This window comes from Kibdelosporangium persicum (assembly GCF_013280595.1).
Taxonomy (GTDB): Bacteria; Actinomycetota; Actinomycetes; order Mycobacteriales; family Pseudonocardiaceae; genus Kibdelosporangium; species Kibdelosporangium persicum.
Map to the genome: position 1 here is coordinate 177,216 of NZ_JAAATY010000018.1, position 21,137 is coordinate 198,352.

Here is a 21,137-nt window from a genome sequence, read left to right on the forward strand (position 1 = left end):
CCGCTCAGAGCTGGGGGGCGACCTCCGCGGCGATGAGCTCCAGGTGGTCGAGGTCGTGCAGGTCCAGGACCTGGAGGTAGATCCGGCTGACGCCGGTCTGCTCACGCCACTGGCCGATGCGGTCGACGACTTCGGCAGGGGTGCCCGCGAGGCCGTTGCGCTTCAGCTCCTCGACGCTCCGGCCGAGCGCCGCGGCACGCCGGGTGACCTGGGCGTCGTCCCAGCCCACGCACACCACCTGGGCGATGGATCGGACCATTCCGGCCGGGTCGCGGCCGATCGCTCGGCAGGCGGCGTCGACGCGCTCGAACTGTTCGCCCGCCACGGTCGTGTCGGAGAACGCCACGTTGAACTCGTCGGCGAAGCGGGCGGCCAGCGCCGGGGTGCGTTTGGCTCCGCGGCCGCCGATGATCACCGGCGGCCGGGGCCGCTGCGCGGGTTTGGGCAGCGCGGGCGAGTCGGTGAGCCGGTAGTGCTTGCCCTCGTAGGAGAACGTCTCGTGCAGTGGCGTCGTCCACAGCCCGGTGATCACTTCGAGCTGCTCGGTGTAGATGTCGAAACGGTCGCCCAGCGCCGGGAACGGGATGCCGTACGCGGTGTGCTCGGTGTCGTACCAGCCGCTGCCGATGCCGAACTCCACGCGCCCGCCGGACATCTGGTCGACCTGGGCGACGGTGATGGCGAGCGGTCCGGGCAGCCGGAACGTGGCGGCGGTCATCAGGGTGCCGAGCCGCACCCGGCTGGTCTGGACGGCCAGCCCGGCCAGCGTGGTCCACGCGTCGGTCGGGCCGGGCAGCCCTTCGACCGACCCCATCTTGACGTAGTGGTCGGAACGGAAGAACCCGTCGTAGCCGGCGTCCTCGGTGGCCTTGGCGACCTTGAGCAGGTCGCTGTAGGTGGCGCCCTGCTGCGGTTCGGTGAAGATCCTGAATTCCACCCGACCAACGTAACTCAGCGGTCGCGCCTTATCCCCTCGATCATGTGGATCAAGGCGGTGAACACCTCGGCACTGGCCTTCTTCGGGTCGGACGCGTCGGCGATGATCTGCGCGCCCGCCGACAGCGAGGCGAACATCATCCGCGCGGTCACCTCGACCGGGACGTCGCCGATCTCACCGGCCTCGATCAGCCGTTCCAGCACGCTGCGCACGATGCCGAAGCTGAAGTGCTCCTCGGCCTCACGCCAGCGCTCGATGCCCATCACGACCGGTGCCTCCCGGATGACCAGCCGCTGGTAGGCCGGGTCGAGACAGACCCTGATGTACTCCTGCACGCCGTCCAGCGCGCGTTCCCACGGTGATCCGGCGCTGTCGATGGCCTTGCTCAGCTGGGCCATCGCGCGGGTCTCGACCTGGTTGAACGCGGCCTCGAACAGCGCCTGTTTGCCGCTGAAGTGGTGGTAGAGCGCGCCTTTGGTGACCCGTGCGCGCTTGACGATCGCGTCCAGCGACGTGGCCGCGTACCCGTTCTTGGTGAACAGGTCGGTGGCGGAGTCGACCAACGCCTGTTTGGTGGACTCCGAGTAGTCCGCGCGCCGCGACCGCATCATCGCCATCCGCACAACCTTAGGACATACCGCCGGTACGTACTCGTGGTATGTTGGCCGTGTCGGGACATACCGACGGTATGCCGCAAACCAGCGGTATGACCCAGGTCACGACTGGGGAGGCTGACATGAGCTGGACGGATTACTACGAGCGCAGGAACGCGCTCGACTCGGTACTGGCCCGCGCGGAGAAGGATCCCGCCGGCCCGTTGCCGACGTCCCCGGCTTTCCACGACCCGGCCGGGCTGCTGCTGGCGTTGCACTACCGGTGGACCCTGAAGCTCACCGGCCGGCTGGGGACGGTCCTGGCCGAGGCGGAACGCGATCCGTCGATCGACCTGGTCGACGCGATCTCGGACGCCTGGCGCCGCACAGTCGCGGAGAACAAGACGCTGTACGCGGTCCTGGAGGCGCACGCCGACCGTTACGAGGCGCTGTGGCCGCAGTTGCGGGCCGAGCAGCGGACGCTGGCGCTGGCCGCCGGACTGGCCGAGACGCACGAGCCCACCGAGGAGATCACCCGGATCGGCGCGGCGTTCCAGACGCTGCTCCGAACGGCCGCACAGCAGCCGTCCCGCAGGCAGCCCGGTCGCCACAACCCGGTGGAACAACTCCTTCGCAGGCTCGTGGCCAGCGCCTGAGGCGGCATATATTCGCCAGATGGCGCACTGGTCAGAGGCTGACATCCCCGATCAGACCGGCCGTACCGCGCTGATCACCGGCGCCAACTCCGGCCTCGGCCTGCGCAGTGCGCAGGTCCTCGCCGGGATGGGCGCACGGGTGATCGTGGCGTGCCGCGACGCCGACCGCGGACGGCGGGCCGTCGCGCGGATCGGCAGCCGGGCGGAGCTGGTCGAACTCGATCTGTCCGATCTGGCCTCGGTCCGCAAGGCCGCGGCCGAGGTGCGGGAACGCACCGGGGACAAGCTTGACATCCTGATGAACAACGCCGGGGTGATGGGCCCGCCGTTCACCCGCACCACCGACGGTTTCGAGCTGCAGTTCGGCGTGAACCACCTCGGCCACGCCGCGCTGACGTGGCTGCTGATGCCCGCGATCCGCGACGGCCGCGTGGTCACCGTGGGCAGCCAGGCATCCCGGGGCGGCGGCATGGACCTGGACGACCCGAACTTCGAACGCCGCCGGTACTCCATCGCCGCGGCCTACAGCCAGTCCAAACTGGCCAACCTCATCTTCATGGTGGAGCTGGGCCGCCGCGCGAAGGCCGCGGGCCTCGACCTGGTCAGCACGGGCGGGCACCCGGGCATGGCCGCGACCGAGCTGGTCGGCAACTCGGTGCGGTTACGTCCCCGCTCGGCTGTCGGCTCGATCATGACCTGGGGCATGGCCCAGTTCTGCCAGTCGGTGGAAACGGGCGCCCTGCCGCAGCTGCGTGCCGCGACCGACCCGGGCGTGCGCAGCGGCGACTACTTCGGCCCGAAGTGGATCATGCAGTTGTGGGGCCCGCCGGTGAAGGTGCGGCCCAGAGCCGCCGCCCTCGACAAGGAACTGGGACGGCGGCTCTGGGACGTGACGGCCGTGCTGACCGGCGTCACACCGGATTTCTAGTGGCACTCCAGTAGACGGCGTTGGCCACCTGGGCGTACAGGCCCTTGGGGTGCGCACGGAACAACGGCTCCGTGCCGAACATCACGACTCGCGCGCCGCGTTCGTCGGCGCCCGAGACGACGGCCGCCTGGCCGCTCGCCGCGTCCGGCCCGCCGGTCCCGTCCTCGTTGGCCCGCCAGTGGCCTGCCACCAACGGGTTTCCGGTGGCGTACCGCTGCTCCACGGTCACGCCCGCGCCGAGCCCGGTGAACCACTGCGGTGAGTACACAAAGGACTGTGGCAGCGCGTCGCCACCGATCGGCCCGGTGCCGTTGGTGACGTTGACGATCCCGTTCGCGTCGCCGCGCCCGGCCACCGCGGTCACGTCCAGCAGCCCGGCGTCGGCGTTGAACTTCGACCCGGTCGCGCCTCGCGTGATCACGCCACCGCGTGCCGCGAACGCGTCGACCGCGGCCTTGGCGGCGGCGTTGAGCTGGTCGTGACGCAGCCCGGACGAGACCATCAGAACGTCCACTCGGGACAGGTCGAAGCCGGCGTTCAGGGTGGCCGTGGACACCGGGCGGACCTCGAAGCCCATGTCGCGCAACGCGAACAGCTCGTCGTTGCCGACGGCCGCCGCGATGGCCGGCCGCCGCAGCACGACACCCGCGTCACCGGCCGGAGCCAGGCTGAAGCGCACGCCGTGCCGGTCGGCGACCTGGATCGCCGCCGCCCGCGCCGAAGCCGGGACGACGACGGAACCGTTGGCGCGGCGCCGCAACTCGATGCCACGGCCGAGCAGGTCGTTGACCGCCGCGGCGTCCTTGCTGTCCCGCACGGTGATCGCCAGGTCCTGGCCGGGTGCCGCGTCCACGCCGCCGGTCGGCGACGCGGCGACCACGGGCTTGCCGGGAACCTTGACGTCACCGCCCTGGACGATGTCCACGGACGCGCCCCACAGCAGGCGGTGGCTCCAGCCGGAGATGTCGTACATCACCTCCGCCTTCGCCGAGACGTCACCGCCCTGCTCCAGCATCACGTTGGCCAGCGCCCGCTTCGGCTGGTGCATGTCCACGACGTACGAACCAGCCGGGTACGTGCGGCCGGCCAGCGAGAACGGCCGGTCCGCCTGGCGCACCCGGACGTCGTGCGCGACGAGCAGGTCCACCAGGCGCGCCGCCGCGGCACCGGAACGCTGGGTCGCGCCCGCCGGGATCACGTACGCCCGCGGGAACTTCGTCGTGTAGCGGTCCTCCGGCCCGAAGCCGGGCACGAACCCGTCCGGGATGAAGCGCTGCTGCTCACCGGCGGCCCCGCGGCGGAAGATCTCGATCTGGCCGGCGATCAGGTCCGGCCGGTTCTCCCGCACGTACGCGAGGCTGGCCTTCATGCTGGCCTCGGCCACGTCGGTGTTGATGGCCGCCCGGCGCCGCAGCTCGGTCTCCGGGAGGTTGTAGGCGTCGTTGTTGACCCGCTGCGGGACCTCGATGGTGTACGAGACCGCGCCGTGGAACATCGAGTACTGCGCGGTGTAGATCGGTGCCCAGCCGTCCCATTCACCGGACGGGTAGTCCCGGAACGGGATCTGCGTGTTCTGCGCCTCGGGGTGGCCGAGCGCCTTGACGGCCTTCTCGATGTTCAGGCCGTTGGCGTAGCCGTGCTTGATGTACAGGTCGAAGTCGTAGTTCTGGCCGTGCGGCGGGCCGGTCGGCTCGATCAGCGTGCCGTCGACGTACCCGTGCTCGTCGAGCATCATCACCGGCTGGATCGTCTTGACGATGTCGCGCATCACGACGCCCTCGGGCTGCGACGAGGTCACGAAGTCGCGGTTGAGGTCGAAGCCGTTGGCGTTGGCCCGGGTGCCGAGGTTGCGGCCGTCCGGGTTGGCCGTGACGGTGAAGTAGATCCTGCTGCGTGACAACAGGTCCAGCGCCGCACGGTCCCGGGTGGTGGCCAGGTACTCGATCTGCCGCAGCGCGGCGTCGGTGCCTTCCCACTCGTTGCCGTGGATGTTGTTGTTGATCCAGACCGGCGTCTTGTACTCCCGCGCGAGCCTGCGGTCGCGGGCGGCGGCGGCCGGATCGTTCTCGATCTTCTCGCGCCACTGCTCCTGCTGGCGGGTCTCCGACGGGCGTTCCGGCGCGGTCAGCGTGACCAGGTACAGGTCACGGCCGAGCGCGGACTGGCCGGCCACCTCGACCGAGATCCGGTTGCTGCGGCCCTGAAGGTCGTTCAGCCTGGGCGCGATCGCGTGGTACGGCGTGAGCCCGAGTTTGATCGACTTGTCGGCCGGGTCCTCGGGGTAGACCCGCAGCTGTGTGGTGCGCGGGTAGCCCTCCCGCGTACCGAGCTTGTTCTCGCCCGGCGCGGAACGGGACAGGGCCCCGGCCCGCGGCGGGTCGACCGCGGCGACCTCGTTGCGCTCAGGGCCGTTGCCGGGCTCCTCCCCCTTCGGGGACCGCGGCGGGGCACCCGCCGCCGCCGGAGCCAGGGTGATGACCGTGAGCAGGGATAACGCCGAAGCGGCGAGCACTCTGCCAACCGGACTTAGTTGCACGAAAAAGCACCTCCCACTGGACTGGGGTAGTCAGCCAACTGGCGGAGCCGATGTCAACCCTCGTCAGCAGGGGAATCGGCGCCGATCGGGCCGGGTGCGCGTGACCCCGGACACGTCCGGCCAGGGCGTAACCTGTGAGCTGTGACTGTGGCGCCGGAGGGACGAAAGCTGCTGCGTGTCGAGGTCCGCAACAGCCAGACCCCGATCGAGAAGAAGCCGCCGTGGATCAAGACCAAGGCGCGGATGGGCCCGGAGTACACCGAGCTCAAAGGCCTGGTCCGGCGGGAGGGCCTGCACACCGTGTGCGAGGAGGCCGGTTGTCCCAACATCTACGAGTGTTGGGAGGACCGCGAGGCCACGTTCCTCATCGGCGGCGACCAGTGCACGCGGCGCTGCGACTTCTGCCAGATCGACACCGGCAAACCGGCTTCGCTCGACCGCGAGGAGCCTCGCAAGGTCGCCGAGTCGGTCCAGGCGATGGGCCTGCGGTACTCGACCGTCACCGGCGTCGCCCGTGACGACCTGGAGGACGGCGGCGCCTGGCTGTACGCCGAGACCGTCCGCCAGATCCACGCGCTCAACCCGGGCACCGGCGTGGAGCTGCTGATCCCCGACTTCAACGCCGACCCCGCCCAGCTGGCCGAGGTGTTCGGCTCGCGGCCGGAGGTGCTGGCGCACAACCTGGAGACCGTGCCGCGGATCTTCAAGCGGATCCGGCCGGGCTTCCGTTACGAGCGCTCGCTCGACGTGATCACCCAGGCCCGCGAATACGGCCTGGTGACCAAGTCGAACCTGATCCTGGGCATGGGCGAGACGCCCGAGGAGGTCACCGAGGCGCTGCGGGACCTGTACGAGGCGGGGACCGACATCGTCACGATCACCCAGTACCTGCGCCCGTCGCCGCGGCACCACCCGATCGACCGCTGGGTCAAGCCCGAGGAGTTCGTGTTGCACAAAGAGGCAGCCGAAGAGATCGGGTTCGCCGGCGTGATGGCCGGGCCGTTGGTGCGCTCGTCGTACCGCGCGGGACGGCTGTATGCCCAGGCCATGGCGCATCGCGGCGAGACCGTGCCCGAGCACCTCGCGCATCTGGCCGAGCAGGGTCCGGCCAGCCAGGAGATCGGGTCACTGCTCTCCCGGTAAAGTGGCGCCTGGAGGGACGGAACCTCACCGACGGGGTGTGCGTCCCTTTGGGGGTAATCGCCTTTCTTCGAGGGGGAGTTCGTCTTGGTCGCCGACCTGCTTGCCTGGCTGCAGTCGTTGCCCCAGCCGCTTCTGGTCGGTGCGACCGGCCTGCTGGTGCTGCTGGAGTGCACGATCGGTCTCGGTTTCATCGCACCCGGTGAGTCCGGCCTGCTGGTCGCCGCGACCACGGTGACCGGCTCGTGGCAGCGGTTCGTGGTGCTGTGGGCGGTCGTCACGGTCTGCTGCGCGATCGGCGACTCGATCGGCTACACGATCGGCCGCAAGTTCGGCCCGGCGCTGCGCGAGACGAAACTGATCCAGAAGCACGGCGCGGAAGGCTGGGACAAGACGACCGACATCCTGCGCAGGCGGGGTGCGTGGGCCGTCTTCTTCGCCCGGTTCCTGCCGGTGGTGCGGACCCTGATGCCTGCCGCCGCGGGCACGTCCGGCCTGCCGTACCGCAAGTTCCTGCCCGCCGTGGCCCTGGGCGCGGCCTCGTGGTCGCTGGTGCACATCTCGATCGGCGCGGCGCTGGGCGAGGCGGCCAAGCGCATCGAAGGCATGCTCAACACCGGCGGCCTGATCGTCGTGGCCGCGCTTGTCGTCGGCCTGTTCGTGTTCATCACCCTCCGCAAGCGCAAGAAGGCCAAGGCCAAGGCGCTCGCCGCGGAAGCGGAGGCGCTCAAGGCGGCGACCGAGCCGGTGAATTGATCGGTTTGGCGTAGTTTGTCCTGATCGGTTCGCTACCATCCTCCCCGGCCGCGGGAAAGCGGCTGGTCACGAGGCTGGGGGCAGGCAAGCGATGCCGGATTTCACCGTCGACGTCGGCGGCTTGGAAGAGCTGGGCAAAAATCTCGACCGGACCGTCGAGAACATCAACGAGGCCACGAAGCGGCTCGACGATCTGGGGCCCGATTCGATCGGCCCCGGTGAGCTCGACGAGGCGACCGCCGACTTCCGCAAGGACTGGGAAGAGGGCCTGGACAAGATCCGCGACGCGGTGGCGGAGGTCCGCGGCGGCATCGACCAGACCAAGCAGGCGTACGCCGAACTGGAGACCGCGCTACGGCAGGGCCTGACGCAGATGTCGAACGACATCGGCACGGCGATCGGCGGCAAGTGATGGCTGACGCGGACTTCCCCGCACTCGGGTTCGACCCCGCGATCGGCAACGTCGGCACGGTCCGCACGCTGTCCAAGCAGATGAAGGACACCGGCGTCTACGCCAAAGAGGCGTACGAGATGCTCAAGTCCATCCAGGACAAGCAGGACGTCTGGACCGGCGAGGCGGCCAAGGCGTTCACCCGCAAGCTCGGCGACCTGCCGGGGCACCTGGAGAAGGCCAACAAGTCGCTGGAGGCCGCCGGCACCGCGTTGTCCACGTGGAGCGACCGGCTGGCGGCGCACCAGCAGCGGGCCAAGCAGCTCGAACAGCAGGCCGCGCAGGCCAAGGCGGACGCGCAGGCCAAGGACGCCAGCGCCCGCGGTGCCCGGGCCGCGGCCCAGAACGACACGGCCAACTCGGCGCTGCACGACGACGCGGTCAACAAGATCAACGCCGCGAACGCCGCCTGGGACAAGCTGGACGACATCCGCGCGCAGGCCAGAAAACTCAGGGACACCTGGGAGGACGACGGCAAAACATGTGCCGACGCGCTGCGCTCCGCCGCGAAGGACGCGCCGAACAAGGCGTTCTTCGACTCGTTCGGCGAGATGTTCGACGACCTCGGCAAGTGGTTCAAGGACCACCTCGGCGACATCGGTGACATCGCGGGCATCGTCTCGGCCGTTGCGGGCGCGCTGGCGTTCATCCCGGTCCTCGCGCCCGTCTGCGGTCCGATCGCGCTGGTCGCGGGTGGCGTGGCGCTGCTCGCGCACGGCGCCGACATGGTCGTCAACGACAAGTGGGACGACAAGAACGCGTGGGTGTCGCTGGGTGCCGACGTCCTCGGCCTGGTCCCGGGTGTCGGCGCGATCAGCAAGGGTTTCAGCGCGGCGGGCGACGCGCTCGCGGGCGTGGACCGGCTGGTGGACGTGAGCCGTGGCGCCACCGCGATGCTGGACGACGCGGGCCGCGCCGTGACGCAGGGTGGCCGGGCGTTCGTCGACGAGGCGGGCAAGGTGGCCGAGCCCGCGAGGATGTTCTCGTGGATCGCCGAGAAGACCGTCGGCAACCCGCTGGTGCACCCGATGTCGGACGTCGCCGCGAAAGCGTTGCAGGGCGGGACGAACGTCGCACTGCAACTGCCCGGCGCGATCGGCCTGTTCGACAACAGCTCGCCGACCACGGCGGTCAAGGACGCCGCGGGCTGGGCCTCGGGCATCCTCAACGGAATCCAGATCAGGTAAGGGCCGATGAACGTTTCCGCCAAACTCGGCGCCGAGGACGTGGCGCAGCCGCTGCGCTTCACCGTGCCCGAACAGCTGCACGAGATCGACCTGACCGAGGACGCCGAGACACGCGTCCAGCGGGCGTACGCCAACGCCACGGCGATCATGCGCGGCGCCACCGAGATGCAGCGGCTGAGCGTCGTGTTCAACCAGGAGATGATGATCGCCCAGCTGGTGTCCGAGGGCGCGGTCTACGCCGGGCAGCTGATCGCCCGCTCCGACGCCGACCCGGCCAGGCTGGCCACCGCCCAGTTCTCGATCCTCGTCAAGGACGCGGTTCTGGACGCCGCCAACGCGCTCGCCGCGGTCGCCGACGGACTGAAGGAACCAGGCAGGACGCGGGAGGTCGCCTTCGCGCGGTACCCGGCCGGTGAGGCGCTGGTGATCGGCGAGGAGGTCAAGGTGACCATGCCCGTGACGGTGACCGGCGAACCGGTCGCCAGCACGTCGCTGGTGCGCCAGGCCCAGATCATCTTCGCCTGCCCGGACCGCAGGCACATCGCGATCCTGACGCTGTCCAGCGACTCGCTCGCGGACTGGCGGGCGTACATCGACATACTGGACGGCATGGCCAGGAGTGTCTCGTTCCGCGCCACCAAGACGTCCGCGATCGCCGACCGGCTCTCGGGGTTCTGATGGGCCTGCTGATCGGCGGCGTCGCGTTCGCACTGGTGGCGGTGTGGATCGTCACGGCCCGGCTGCGTACCCGGTCGCAGACCTACCGCCAGGGAGCCGACCAGGTGGCCCGGCATCTCGGCCGCAACACCACGTCGGACAACCGCGAGACGTGGGTAGAGATCTGGGACTGCCACCCGCTGACCATCCCGATGATCAGGGAGGTCGCCGAGTCGATGGGCTACGAGTACACCGGCGACTCGCTCAACCGCCGCAACGCGGCGAAGTCGTTGGTGTTCAAGCCACCCAAGCCCAAGCAGAGGCGGCTGAACCTGTGAGAACCGACCAGATCGGCCTGGTGGTCGGCGGGACGGGCTTCGTCCTCCTGCTGACCATGGTGATCGTCACGATGATCGTGCCGTCCGCGGGCAGGCGGCTGCGCCGGTACAACGAGCAACGGGCCGCGCTGAAGGACTTCTTCGCCTCGGCCCCGGGGCGTTCGCTCGGCCTGGACTGGGCGGCCTACGGCGAAGTCCCCAAGCAGGAGGTCATTCTGGTGGCGCGCAAGGCCTCGTGGCAGTTCACGGGCGACGAACTGACCGACACCGGCTGGACCCTGCGGTTCACGAAGTCACAGTGACCGGTCCGGCGACCACACCGTCCAAAGTGCGCACGAAGTCCGCGCCGAAGGCGGTCGCCGGGGTGTGGGCGCCGGGCTGCACGTCGCCGATCCCGGTCGCGATCCGCACGACGGCGTCCGCGGTGATGTCGTAAGCGCTAGGCGTGACAAGGGTTCCGCTGGCGGTACGGCCGTCATCCGCCCGGGCCTCGCCCCAGAACTCCGAGCGGCTGCCGGTGCGGCGCTTCTCCCCCGGCCCGCTGATCAGGCCGGCCAGCGACTTGCCGATCCGCTGCGCCAGGGCGGTGCGCATCACCGGCACCGAGAAACGCTGGAACCGGCCGACCAGCCCGGCGGGCAGCCCGAGGGCCATGTACGTGGTGATGTCCGGGATTCCGGTCGACCGGTACGCCGTGGAAACGTCGCCCCACGGCAGGGAAAGCACACTCCGCCTGCCGGACGGGAACGACACGACCAAAGTCTTGTGTCCAACCGGGACAGTCACGAGCCTGCCGTCCCGGCGGACCCGCCCGCCGGTGCCCATTCCCTCGACCGCGGTCTTCAGCGTGCCGCCGCTGAAGCCGCCACCCGCAGCGAAGGCCAGCCTGAGCGACGTCGCCCCGGGCAAGGCCGCGGCCAGCGACGCGGCCAGGCAGTCGCTCGGCACGACGTCGAACCCGGCGCCGGGCAGCAGCACCACGCCCGCGTCCACCGCCTCCGCCGACCGGGCGAAGACGGCCTCGAAGACCTCGATCTCACCGGTGACGTCCAGGTAGTGCGTCCCGGTCGCCAGGCACGCGTCCACCATCGGCCGGGACGTCGCCGAGAACGGCCCCGCGCAGTGCGCCACCGCGGTGATCCCCGCCAGCCCTTCACCGGCACGGGACAGGTCGAAGATCCGGTGTTCGAGCCCCAGCTCAGCAGCCACTTCACGGACCGCCGGACTCCGTCCCGCCAGGACGGGACGTTCCCCGCGCGCCACCGCGAGGCGGGCGACGAGCTTTCCTGTGTAGCCGTTCGCGCCGTACACCATCCAGGTCATGCCGGGTACGTTACCGCCGAGTAGCTAAGAATCCCAGGTCAGCAGGCTCGTGCGCAACTGCTCGTCATTCAGAATAGGCAGCAGCTGCGGACGATCGGCGAACAACTGCGACGCCCCGGGCGCATGGGCATACCGCAGCATCGCATAGATCACATCAGCGAACGGCTGTTCTCTGATCGTGTTCATAAGGCTGGTCTTCTTGTATTCATCCTCATGATCACTGGCCTGCCGCCACGCTTCCAATATGATCGTCATCGTCTCGTACGCGGTCTGCCGTCCACGACTGAGGATATCTCGATTGAGCTGACAGATCTCGATTGTCGCCCGACCGCGATCAGTAATCGGCGCGTAGAGCCCCACACTCAACGCGAGCGCCAGGTGGTCAAAAGGGTCGTCAACGGTCGGGTCCAGCAGGAGGGGTACACCGTCACGACTTTTGGGGAACCCACCGCGCTTGAAGTGACTATTGCATCCCGAGCATGCGAGCAGGTGATTCTTCCACACGAAAGTGCGGAGCGGCGCAACAGCAAGTGGCTCGTAGTGGTCGACATCAGTGCCTTGGTTGTCCCCACAGTACATGCATCGACTACGGCCACTGGCGAAGCCCTGGAGCGTTTCCTTCAAGGCCGATCGCACATTGGGACGACCTCGCCAGAGCCTCCTCGCTTCACGCACCCGCAACGACCTCGACCGTTCCTGGATGGACTTGGTCAACGTCACAAGCTGAACGGAGACGGAGTCCGCGAGTTCCGGACGGTACAGACGAATCACTTCTCCACCGCCCGGGCCAAGCGCGTCACAACCTCGCCCACCCTGGCCACTGGAGAACTGGTAAGCACGTCCTTCAATTCCGCATAGCGCTTCCGTTGGTCCGCATCCGCCGAGCCCGCCAGAACCGACATCTCCAGGGATACCAACTCTTCACGAAGGGCATTCGCCTGATCCGAGTACGCGGTGTCCAATCCGAACAGGTCCGACAGGACGGCGTCGTCCCCAGTGCCGTAAACGATTCGTTCCCACAAGTCCGTGCCTACGGTTTGTGGCGCCTCTTGCTGGTCGGGACCGGGAAGCCGGATCAGGCCCGCCGGATCCGCGGCCTGACAGATGTACGGGCTGTGCGTCGTGACAATGAACTGGATAGCCGGGAAGTGACGCTTCAGCCAAGCACCGATGCGTTTCTGCCACGACACGTGCAGATGCGCGTCAACCTCGTCGATGATCACAACACCGGGAGCCGTGACAATGGGCGCGTCCGCGAACAATGTCGCATCCAGCGGAAGTTCACCGTATGCCTCATAGAGTTGTTTGAGGAGGTCCACCACGAGTGCGACCACGGTGCGGTAGCCGTCACTCATCTCCCGCAGGGGAAAACGTCGGCCTTCGCTGATCACCCACAGTCCGTCGGAGTCGACCGACTCGATCCGGTAGTCGTCAGGCAACAGCCCGTCCGCCAGGATGGCCAGCGCCACCTCCTTGAGCCGGTCGGCACCGGGGCGTTTCTCCAGCGAACGGAGATGCTGCTCGATCAGCCAGCTGACGCCTTCCGCCAGCGAGGCATCCTCGTGGAAGAGGCTCGCCATCCGGGCGACAGGCCCAGACGTCAACATGAGGCGCTGAGCATCGCCGGTCCCACCGACGAGGCGACGAAAAGGCCCGTACGCCGCACAGAACCACCCAGTAGGGTTGTCCTGCCAAGGCCCGCGCCTCGCGGCCGTCTTCGCCTTGCTGCTGGAGTTGAACTCACCGAGGGACGGCTGTACCGGACGCTGGAACAGGCTGCCCTCGACGTCCGGTGCCGTCCAGCGCAGTCCCGCCCAGAACGTCGTCGCCGGAGGCCGGCCTGTCTTGAACTTCTCCCAGGCGGAGTCGAAATGCACCAGCACTTCCGCCCGAGCTTCGGGCGTGTCGGCCGAGATCCAGTTGTCGAAGTCGGCGACAAGACTTCGCGCCACGGCTGGACCGCCCAACGCCAAGGCGATACCCCGCAGCAGCGTGGTCTTGCCCGATCCGTTCCGACCCGCCAGTACGGTCCATCCGGCGAAGCTGCCGTCCGGCCTACGCAGTTCAAGATCGACGTCGCGCACACCGTGGAAGCCCTTGATGTTGGTCAAGCGCACGCGCGATACGTACACGCCGCCTCCGAGTCGTCAGCCAGCCAACCTGCCATTCAGGCTGCACACTACCGATGGGCTCGCTGACCGCCGCACCAAAATCGGAGCGTGTCCACCAGGATCGTTGGCTAGGTTGGCCGGCATGCGCATCCGCAGGCTCAACGCCGAAGACCTGGCCGACGTCCTGACCGTCGAGTACGCCTTCAGCCAGTCCCCCATGCCCGAGGAAGCCCGGGCGAAGTGGCGTGACTCGATCTTGAAGTACGAAGCGGACCACCTGACGCTGGCGATCGACGAGGACGGCGCCAAGGTCGCGGAGGCCACCGCGATCCCGATGCGACAGAACGTCCGCGGCTCCGTGCTTCCGATGGCGGGTGTCGCCGCCGTCGCCGCTCAACCCCAGGTGCGCCGCCGTGGGTACATCAGGGCGTTGGTGACCGAACTGCTCGGCCAGATGCGCGATTCCGGGCACGTCCTGTCCGCGCTCTACCCGTTCCGTCCGTCGTTCTACGGCAAGTTCGGCTTTGTCGGCATGCCCAAACCGCGCACGGCCCGGTTCGACCCGGCGGGTCTGGCCGAGCTCGTACGGACCGAACTGGACGGTACGGTCGACTGGCAGCCGATCGGCACCGGGTACCCGAACCACCGCGAGATCACCGAGCGCTTGCTCGCTCAGCGGCACGGTTTCGCGATTTTCCCCGAGTCGCGTGACGTCCGGCTGCGCGACAAGGACGACCGCTGGATCGTCACCGCCAAGTCAGGCGGCGAGGTGGTCGGCGCGGCGATGTACCGGATGAAGACCGAGGGCAACGCCCTGGAGGCGTACAGCATGCTGTTCACCAGCGAGGTGGGCCGCGCGCTGTTGTTGCGGTTCTTCGCGATGCACGTCGACCAGGTCGACGCGGTCGTCGTGCCGGTGGCGCCGGACGAGCTGCCGGAGCTCTGGGGGACGGACCTCGCGGTCGGTGTGGAGGCCAAGCCGACGTGGTCGGTCGCGCCGATGGCCCGTGTGCTGTCGGTCGAGGCGCTGGCCGGCATGGCCGTCGGGCCGGGCCGGGTGGGCATCGAGATCGTCGACGACCCGTTCATCGCCGGGAAGTACATGCTGGACGGCACATCCGGCCGGCTCGAGGTGACGTCAGGCGATCCGACCGTCACGCTCACGGCCGCGGGTTTCGCGGGCCTGGTCTACGGCGCGCTCACCCCGGAGGACGTCGTGCTGCGAGGCTTCGGAACGATCCCGGAGCCCGGCGAACTGGCCAGGCTGTTCCCCCGCCGGCTCCCGTACTTCTTCGCTGAGTTCTAAGAGGAAAGCGGGGAGCCCTGCCGCCGGGCAGGGCTCCCCTGGCCGTCACGGTGTGGCGCGGTCCGGCCGCTCGGTCACCCTGACGCCGTTGACGATCGGCGCACCCGCCCGGGACACGAAGCGGATGTTCAGCTGCCCGTCCTCGACCAAGGCGAACTGCGACGTGGCCAACGCGGCGAACCCGCCGACCTCACCGGCGACGTCCAACGCGGGCGTGACCAGCCTGCCCTCGATGATGACGTCGAACAGCCTGGTGTTCGGGTCCGTCCAGCCGAGTTCGGCGTAGTTGAGCTCGACCTGGTAGACGCCCTTGGCCAAGCCGTCGAAGCGGTACTCGTACGCACCCTCCCGCTGGGTCTGGAACAGTGGCTGCTCCGCCGTGCCGGAGATCGCCTCGGTCGTGCTCACCGGCTTCGACGACTGGCCGAGCCAGCCGAATCCGCCGGTGGAGTACGCCTGGTCGGAACCCCACGTGTCGCCGAGCGCGTCGACGCCGCCGTTGCCGCCGGAGTCCACGCCGATCCGGGTCTTGGGCACGATCACCTTGACCGGTATCCCGATCGTCGACCGCTTGGCCGCGTTGCTGACCAGGAAGATGGTCGCGCCGTGCACGCCGGGCTGCAGGTTCGTCGCGTCGATCGTGAGCTCGACCTGCTGCCCGCCGCCCGCGGCCACACTGCCCGCCGCGAGGCTCTGCGACAGCCACGGCACGTCGGCGTAGCTCGGGATCGGCGTCTCCACCAGCGTGGCCTTGCTCTTGTTCGTGCCGAGCTGCGAGATCACCCAGAGGTTGCCCGCGTCGTCGAGCTCCAGACCGGCGCCGGAGAACGTCGTCGTCGCCTCCGGGTCGGTCACCGACGCCACCGTGGCGCAGGTGTCCGGATTCACCGCCGAGATCGGGTCCGTGGACGCGTTCGTGGCGACCCACAGCACGCCTCGCGGTGACCATGCCAGACCGGAGATCCCCGACAGGGTCGCCGCCGGACGGCACTGGCTGACCAACGCGCCCGCGTCCGGATAGGACAGACCCTTGACCTTGTAGATGATGCCTTCGTTCCAGCCACCGATGTAGAACGTGTCGTCGTCGGCCCGGTAGGCCAGGCCACGCTGCGAGATCGACGTCCACGGGCTGCCGGTGATGGTGCTGACCAACGCGCCGGTGGCCGGGTTGAGGCACTTGATCCCGTTGTCCCCGCCGACCGTGACCTGGCAGACCAGGTTGCGGCTCGGCACGAACGTCAGGTCGGCGGGCCACCCGCCGTGGCTCGACGGGAACGACTGTCCGAACGCGCCTTCGGCGGAATACCGGGCGACAGCCTGGGAAGCCGCCGTGGAGTCGGTGACCCACACGTTGCCCGCGTGGTAACCGGCACCCCAGCCCTTGCCGAGTTCGTTGACGGGCCAGGACTTCAGGACCTGACCGGGCGCCTGCGGAACGGCTCCGGCGGCCTTGCTCACGTCGGCGGTGTCCAGACCAATGGCGGTACGGGCGTTCGGGTCGTACCCCTGCACACCCCGGGCCGCCAAAGGCTTCGCGGCCGCGGCGGGCTCACTGGCCGTGCCACCGCTGACTTCCTTGAACTCCCACGTGCCGTCGGCCGTACCGGTGTTGCGGACGGTCACCGTGCGCTTGCGGGTCTCCCCGGCGGGCACGACGACCTCCAACGCGGCCGGGTTCGCCTCGAAGAACGGCGCCCGCAGCGCGAAGTCCCTGCCCAGGACGACGCCTTCGGAGCCGATCGTGAGGTTCGCCCGCTCGGTCTCGTAACCACGCTGGCTGGCCACCACGGTGAAGCTGCCCAGCGCGACCTCGGCCTGGAAGAACCCGGTCGAGTCGGTGACCGCGCTGACGGTCTTGCCCGCACGCTGCAACGCCACGGCACCGCCGGCGATCGGCTGCTTGTCGTTGGCGTCGGTGATCGTGCCGCGGACCAGACCGGTGTTCGGCACGCGCGCCGAGATGGCGACGGTGTCGGACAGGTGGGCCTTCTTCGCCGAGTACGCCAACGCGACCGTGCCGGTCTCGTTCTCCAGGCCGACCGTGGCCGTCGCGCCCGACTCGGCCGGACTCGACGCGTCGATCCCGTTGTACTGCAACTGAAGGCGGCCGCCCTCGGTCAGGATCAGCTCGGCCGACACACGGCTGCCCGGTGCCGACTTCACCGTCACGTCACGCCATTCCACAATGAACCGGCGGTTCGGTGCGGCGCCTTCGGTCTGCGTGCGCACGCTCGCCTGCGCGTCGACCACCAGGTCGTCCCAGAAGGCGTAGATCGCGCCGTTCGGGGCGGCAGGTGCCGGGATCGCTCCGCCTGGCGCACCGGTTCCCGCGAACGCGAGGTATCCGTCGGTGTGCACCGCGGCGGTCTTGTATGTCTTGCCGTAGAACGTGACCGGGAACGGCAGGTTCACGGTCGCTGAGGCGTTGTCACCGGTCAACTGCAACGCGGTCGACGCGGCGACCCACGACGGCGCGACGTGCCGCGGGGTGTAGCCGTACGCGTCCACCTTGGGCTCCAACGCGAAGTCGGCGGTCACGTTCCCGCTGACGTTCACGCTCTTGCGCCCGGCCTGCAGCCAACGGCCGTAGTCCGCGACGACGTCGTAGGTGCCCGCGGGCACGGACAGGGTGTACGCGCCGGTGTTGTCGGTCTTCACCGCGGCCACCGGGGTGTTCGCGAGGGAGATCTCCGCACCGCCGAGCGCCGAGCCGTCCGTGGACTTGACCACGCCCTTGATCGTGAAGCTCGGCGCGGACGCCAGGTCGAAGTCGGCGGTGGCCGTCTCGCCCTCCGCCACGGTGACCTTCAGCTCCTTGGTGACCAGGCCGAACTTGCTGGCCTTGACCACGTAGTCGCCCACCGGGGCCCGGTCGAGCGTGAACTTGCCGTCCGCGCCGGTGGTCTTGACCACCGTGGTCGGGCCGCTGATCTCGATCCTGACGGCGTCGGCGGGCTTGCCCGCGCTGACGACCGTGCCCGAGATCGTGCCGGTCGGGCCACGCGGTGCCGCCTCGACCGAGGCGAAGGTGTCCAGCTTGCCCTCGCCCCAGACGTTGTTGTTCTCCGGCGTGCCACCGCACTGCGTGCTGGCGGTGTCCACAGCGGTCTGGTTCAGCAACGCCTTGGTGGCGTTGATGTCACCGGCGAGCGCCGGGGACGCCGACCACAGCAGCGCGACCGCGCCCGCCACGTGCGGCGAGGCCATCGACGTTCCGTTGAACGAACCGTAGCCGTTGTTGGCGATCGACGAACGGACCGCGACACCCGGTGCGGCGATGTTCGGCTTGATCAGGCCGCCGGAACCCGGGCCCCGCGAGGAGAACGACGCGATGGCGTTGTTGACGTCGAAGGCACCGGCCGAATAGGACACCGCGTAGTCACCGGGCGAACCGGAGCTGTTGCAACCCAGCGTACCGCTGTTGCCGTTGGAGAACGCCGGGAAGATGCCCGCGGCGACCCACGCGTCCACGGTGGCCTGGTACCAGGTGTTGCCACCGCCGCCGCCCCAGGAGTTGTTCACCACGTCCGGCGCGAGGTCCGGCCGCGGGTTCTGTCCATTCAGGTCGGTCGGGGCCAGGACCCACTGACCGGAGGACAGCAGCGCGGCGTCCGAGCAGTTGTTGACCTCGCAGCCCTTCGCCGCGATCCACTTCGCGTTCGGCGCGACACCGATCTGGTTGGCACCGCCGTCGTCCCCGACCATGGTGCCCATCGTGTGCGTTCCGTGGTTGTTGTTGTCACACGGAGCCAGCGACGGGTTACCGCAGACCTTGGACGGGTCGTGCCAGTTGTAGTTGTGGTCGAAGGTGCCGTCGCCCTTGTTCCCGCGGTACTTGCCCACCAGAGCGGGATGCGTGTACTGGACGCCGGTGTCGATGTTGGCCACGACGACGTTCTCGCCGCGGATCGAGAAGTCCGCCCACACCTTGTTGGCCCGCACCCGGTCGATGTTCCACTCGACCGCGTTGACCTGGGCCAGCTCCTCGGCGGGCGTCGGCTGCGGCACGTCGTAGACGCGCTCCGGCAGGATCTGCTTGACCTCGGGACGCGCCGCGACCTCGTCGACGAGCGCGGCGTCACCGGTCACCTTGATGGTGTTGACGATCCAGAACGGAGTGAACTCCGCACCCCGCGCGGTGAGCAGGTCGCGCAATCCTGCCTGCGCACGGTCGGCGTGGGACGTCAAGGCGGAGAACACATCCGCCGTGCGTTGGGTGCCCGCCCGCCCGGTCGTCGAGATGGACGAGAGGTTGGCCGCCGAGTCCAGCACGGCGAAGAACGTCGTGGAACCGGACTGTGCCAGGGACTTCGAGACCTCACTGGCGATTTTTTCCGAGGCCGGCTTGATCTGACCGGCCGCATCACTGCCGCTGTTCGGACCAGCGGCACCTAGGGCATGACTCGAGTACACGGTCGCAAGGACGAAGGCGAGTACGGCGACTAACGCCGCTCTGACCAACCCGCCACTACGTCTACGCCTGGACATAGCGCTCCTGTCTCGCGGGATTGCCGCGAAAGGGCCGCACTGTTGCGCCGGTCGGCGCAACAGCAGGGCCGTCAATGCACCAGCCGACCCTCCGAGAAGGACATTCACCCCCAGCCCGATCATCAACACGTAACACGGAGGATCTTTCGGATTGTGTGCATTCCGATACGCTGCGCTCCATGCCTGACCGTGGCGGACTGATGACATGGCGTCATTCCGTCACGTTTTCCGTCCCGGAAGCGACGTAGCGGGAAAGAAACCAACTAGGGGGTCGCATGCTCGAGGTCTCCGGTCTCACCGCCTCCGAGGAATCCGCGTACCGTGCCCTGCTGCGACTTGCCGCGGCGACCGACCTGGAATTGGCACACGACCTGGGAACCACCGCGCTGGAAGCGGCGCAACTGCTGCTGTCACTGGAAAACCAGGGGATGGCCACGCTGGTGCCTGGCACCGCGAGAAGGTATAGACCAGCGCCACCGGATCTGGCGTTCGGCCCGCTCGTGCAGAGCAGGGAACAGGAGCTGCGGGAGATCCGGGCACGGATCACCGTGCTCACCACCGAATACCGTAGCCGCGCCGACCCGGCCGGGTTCGTCGAAGTGGTGCACGGCGCCAAGGCGATCGCTCAGCGTGTGGACCAGTTGCAGCGCAACGCCCGCAAGGAGGTCCGCGGGCTCGTCAAGCCGCCAGTCGTGGCGGCTTGCGAGCAGGACAATGACGCTGAGTACGACGCGCTCGCGCAAGGCGTGCGGTTCCGGGTGATCTACGACCGGGAAATGCTGCTGCTGCCGGGAGATCCCCCCGACGTCGCGGACGCCGTCGCCCACGGCGAGGAGGCCCGGATCGCGGTCGGCCTGCCGTTGAAGCTCGCCATCGCCGACGACGACCTGGCGATCGTCCCGGTGGCCGAAACCGTTCCAGACCCTGGGACGAACACTGAGCCAACTGCGGTTCTGTTACGTCCCAGCGGCTTGCTCGACGCGCTCAGCGCGTTGTTCGAATCGCTGTGGCAGTCCTCGACGCCGATCCTGATCGGCGCGAACGGGGAACTGGACGAAGATCCCGCCAGTGAGGAACCGACCCCGGGCGACATGCGGCTGCTTTCGTTACTCCTGGCGGGTCTGACCGACCAGTCGATCGCCACGCAACTGGGGCTGAGCACCCGAACGGTGCAACGCCGGTTACACGACCTGATCAAGATCACCGGTGTCCGTACCCGAGTCCAGCTCATCTGGCAAGCCACCAAACGCGGCTGGATCTAGTTCCCTTGTTCATTTCCCCTGGCAGGTAACAGAATCCGCACTCGCAGCGGCCCCGGCACCCCGTGTCGACCTTTCCGGCACGCCGTGTCCACCGTTGCGGCACGCCGTGTCCGCCTTTCCGGCACGCCGTGTCCGCCTTTCCGGCACCCCGTGTCGACCTTTCCGGCACGCCGTGTCCACCGTTGCGGCACGCCGTGTCGACCTTTCCGGCACGTCGTGTCCACCGTTGCGGCACGCCGTGTCCACCGTTGCGGCACGTCGTGGTCGCCGTTGCGGCACCTCGCCTTCCAGCTTTCTGGCGCGTTGCGGCACCTCGCCTTCCAGCTTTCTGGCGCGTTGTGGTTACCGTTGCGTTGCGTCATGGTCGCCGCGACATGTCGCCTTCCAGCCTTCTGGCACGTCGTGGTCGCCGTTGCGGCACCTCGCCTTCCAGCTTTCTGGCGCGTTGTGGTTACCGTTGCGTTGCGT

General features: G+C 68.6%; 18 protein-coding genes. 11 read left to right on the forward strand and 7 right to left on the reverse strand.

Annotation, left to right across the window (positions count from 1 at the left end):
- Positions 1-4: 4 nt before the first annotated feature.
- A complete protein-coding gene (locus tag GC106_RS28860) occupies positions 5-937 on the reverse strand; it encodes an LLM class F420-dependent oxidoreductase (protein ID WP_173137110.1) in 933 nt (310 codons plus the stop codon).
- A 14-nt stretch (positions 938-951) separates the two neighbouring features.
- Entirely contained in the window at positions 952-1,545 is a 594-nt protein-coding gene (locus GC106_RS28865) for a TetR/AcrR family transcriptional regulator (RefSeq protein ID WP_173137177.1), read from the reverse strand.
- Between the two features lie 128 nt (positions 1,546-1,673).
- Here GC106_RS28865 and GC106_RS28870 point away from each other — a divergent pair, with 128 nt between their 5' ends.
- Positions 1,674-2,186 (forward strand): hypothetical protein, encoded by a 513-nt coding sequence (locus GC106_RS28870; RefSeq protein WP_173137112.1) that lies wholly within the window; start codon positions 1,674-1,676, stop codon positions 2,184-2,186.
- Positions 2,187-2,205: 19 nt separating this feature from the next.
- Positions 2,206-3,114 carry an oxidoreductase gene (locus tag GC106_RS28875; RefSeq protein ID WP_173137114.1) on the forward strand — a complete coding sequence of 303 codons (909 nt, stop codon included), beginning with the start codon at positions 2,206-2,208 and terminating at the stop codon, positions 3,112-3,114.
- Here GC106_RS28875 and GC106_RS28880 read toward each other — a convergent pair.
- Positions 3,098-5,650, reverse strand: a complete 2,553-nt coding sequence (locus GC106_RS28880) for a M14 family zinc carboxypeptidase (protein ID WP_312872917.1) — start codon at positions 5,648-5,650, stop codon at positions 3,098-3,100. The two genes, GC106_RS28875 and GC106_RS28880, sit on opposite strands and share 17 nt — an antisense overlap.
- 141 nt (positions 5,651-5,791) lie before the next feature.
- Between GC106_RS28880 and lipA the strand changes: the two genes are divergently transcribed.
- The 7 genes from lipA to GC106_RS28915 all read left to right on the forward strand — a co-directional run bounded on the left by lipA (position 5,792) and on the right by GC106_RS28915 (position 10,481).
- Positions 5,792-6,793, forward strand: a complete 1,002-nt coding sequence (lipA, locus tag GC106_RS28885) for a lipoyl synthase (RefSeq protein ID WP_173137116.1) — start codon at positions 5,792-5,794, stop codon at positions 6,791-6,793.
- Positions 6,794-6,877: 84 nt separating this feature from the next.
- The gene (locus GC106_RS28890; protein ID WP_173137118.1) at positions 6,878-7,546 is read left to right on the forward strand and encodes a DedA family protein; all 669 of its coding nucleotides are present in this window, start codon (positions 6,878-6,880) and stop codon (positions 7,544-7,546) included.
- 91 nt (positions 7,547-7,637) lie between these two features.
- Positions 7,638-7,958: a hypothetical protein gene (locus tag GC106_RS28895; protein ID WP_173137120.1), complete on the forward strand. Its 321-nt coding sequence runs from the start codon at positions 7,638-7,640 to the stop codon at positions 7,956-7,958.
- Positions 7,958-9,184 (forward strand): putative T7SS-secreted protein, encoded by a 1,227-nt coding sequence (locus GC106_RS28900; protein ID WP_173137122.1) that lies wholly within the window; start codon positions 7,958-7,960, stop codon positions 9,182-9,184. The genes GC106_RS28895 and GC106_RS28900 overlap by 1 nt, the downstream gene beginning before the upstream one ends.
- Positions 9,185-9,190: 6 nt before the next feature.
- Positions 9,191-9,862 carry a hypothetical protein gene (locus GC106_RS28905; protein ID WP_173137124.1) on the forward strand — a complete coding sequence of 224 codons (672 nt, stop codon included), beginning with the start codon at positions 9,191-9,193 and terminating at the stop codon, positions 9,860-9,862.
- Positions 9,862-10,179: a hypothetical protein gene (locus GC106_RS28910; protein WP_173137126.1), complete on the forward strand. Its 318-nt coding sequence runs from the start codon at positions 9,862-9,864 to the stop codon at positions 10,177-10,179. Before GC106_RS28905 ends, GC106_RS28910 begins: the two co-directional genes overlap by 1 nt.
- Positions 10,176-10,481: a hypothetical protein gene (locus GC106_RS28915; protein ID WP_173137128.1), complete on the forward strand. Its 306-nt coding sequence runs from the start codon at positions 10,176-10,178 to the stop codon at positions 10,479-10,481. The genes GC106_RS28910 and GC106_RS28915 overlap by 4 nt, the downstream gene beginning before the upstream one ends.
- Here the strand turns inward: GC106_RS28915 and GC106_RS28920 are convergent.
- From GC106_RS28920 to GC106_RS28930, 3 genes are read right to left on the reverse strand one after another with little or no spacing between them, the layout of a single operon-like run.
- Positions 10,465-11,502 (reverse strand): saccharopine dehydrogenase family protein, encoded by a 1,038-nt coding sequence (locus GC106_RS28920; RefSeq protein WP_173137136.1) that lies wholly within the window; start codon positions 11,500-11,502, stop codon positions 10,465-10,467. The genes GC106_RS28915 and GC106_RS28920 overlap by 17 nt on opposite strands.
- A gap of 24 nt (positions 11,503-11,526) precedes the next feature.
- Positions 11,527-12,273, reverse strand: a complete 747-nt coding sequence (locus tag GC106_RS28925; RefSeq protein WP_173137139.1) for an HNH endonuclease family protein — start codon at positions 12,271-12,273, stop codon at positions 11,527-11,529.
- Complete coding sequence (locus tag GC106_RS28930; RefSeq protein WP_173137141.1) at positions 12,270-13,634, reverse strand: AAA family ATPase; 1,365 nt, start codon at positions 13,632-13,634, stop codon at positions 12,270-12,272. The genes GC106_RS28925 and GC106_RS28930 overlap by 4 nt, the downstream gene beginning before the upstream one ends.
- 121 nt (positions 13,635-13,755) lie before the next feature.
- Here GC106_RS28930 and GC106_RS28935 point away from each other — a divergent pair, with 121 nt between their 5' ends.
- The gene (locus GC106_RS28935) at positions 13,756-14,919 is read left to right on the forward strand and encodes a GNAT family N-acetyltransferase (RefSeq protein WP_173137143.1); all 1,164 of its coding nucleotides are present in this window, start codon (positions 13,756-13,758) and stop codon (positions 14,917-14,919) included.
- Positions 14,920-14,964: 45 nt separating this feature from the next.
- Here the strand turns inward: GC106_RS28935 and GC106_RS28940 are convergent, their stop codons facing one another.
- A complete protein-coding gene (locus tag GC106_RS28940; protein WP_173137145.1) occupies positions 14,965-19,407 on the reverse strand; it encodes a S8 family serine peptidase in 4,443 nt (1,480 codons plus the stop codon).
- Between the two features lie 275 nt (positions 19,408-19,682).
- Between GC106_RS28940 and GC106_RS28945 the strand changes: the two genes are divergently transcribed.
- The gene (locus GC106_RS28945) at positions 19,683-20,669 is read left to right on the forward strand and encodes a helix-turn-helix domain-containing protein (RefSeq protein WP_173137147.1); all 987 of its coding nucleotides are present in this window, start codon (positions 19,683-19,685) and stop codon (positions 20,667-20,669) included.
- Positions 20,670-21,137 lie beyond the last annotated feature (468 nt).

Coding starts and splice junctions, on each gene's coding strand:
- GC106_RS28900 (WP_173137122.1), top strand. CDS start 7,958: ATGGCTGACGCGGACTTCCCCGCACTCGGGTTCGACCCCGCGATCGGC.
- GC106_RS28905 (WP_173137124.1), top strand. CDS start 9,191: ATGAACGTTTCCGCCAAACTCGGCGCCGAGGACGTGGCGCAGCCGCTG.
- GC106_RS28895 (WP_173137120.1), top strand. CDS start 7,638: ATGCCGGATTTCACCGTCGACGTCGGCGGCTTGGAAGAGCTGGGCAAA.
- GC106_RS28945 (WP_173137147.1), top strand. CDS start 19,683: ATGCTCGAGGTCTCCGGTCTCACCGCCTCCGAGGAATCCGCGTACCGT.
- GC106_RS28875 (WP_173137114.1), top strand. CDS start 2,206: ATGGCGCACTGGTCAGAGGCTGACATCCCCGATCAGACCGGCCGTACC.
- GC106_RS28865 (WP_173137177.1), bottom strand. CDS start 1,545: ATGCGGTCGCGGCGCGCGGACTACTCGGAGTCCACCAAACAGGCGTTG.
- GC106_RS28920 (WP_173137136.1), bottom strand. CDS start 11,502: ATGACCTGGATGGTGTACGGCGCGAACGGCTACACAGGAAAGCTCGTC.
- GC106_RS28870 (WP_173137112.1), top strand. CDS start 1,674: ATGAGCTGGACGGATTACTACGAGCGCAGGAACGCGCTCGACTCGGTA.
- GC106_RS28935 (WP_173137143.1), top strand. CDS start 13,756: ATGCGCATCCGCAGGCTCAACGCCGAAGACCTGGCCGACGTCCTGACC.
- GC106_RS28940 (WP_173137145.1), bottom strand. CDS start 19,407: ATGTCCAGGCGTAGACGTAGTGGCGGGTTGGTCAGAGCGGCGTTAGTC.
- GC106_RS28910 (WP_173137126.1), top strand. CDS start 9,862: ATGGGCCTGCTGATCGGCGGCGTCGCGTTCGCACTGGTGGCGGTGTGG.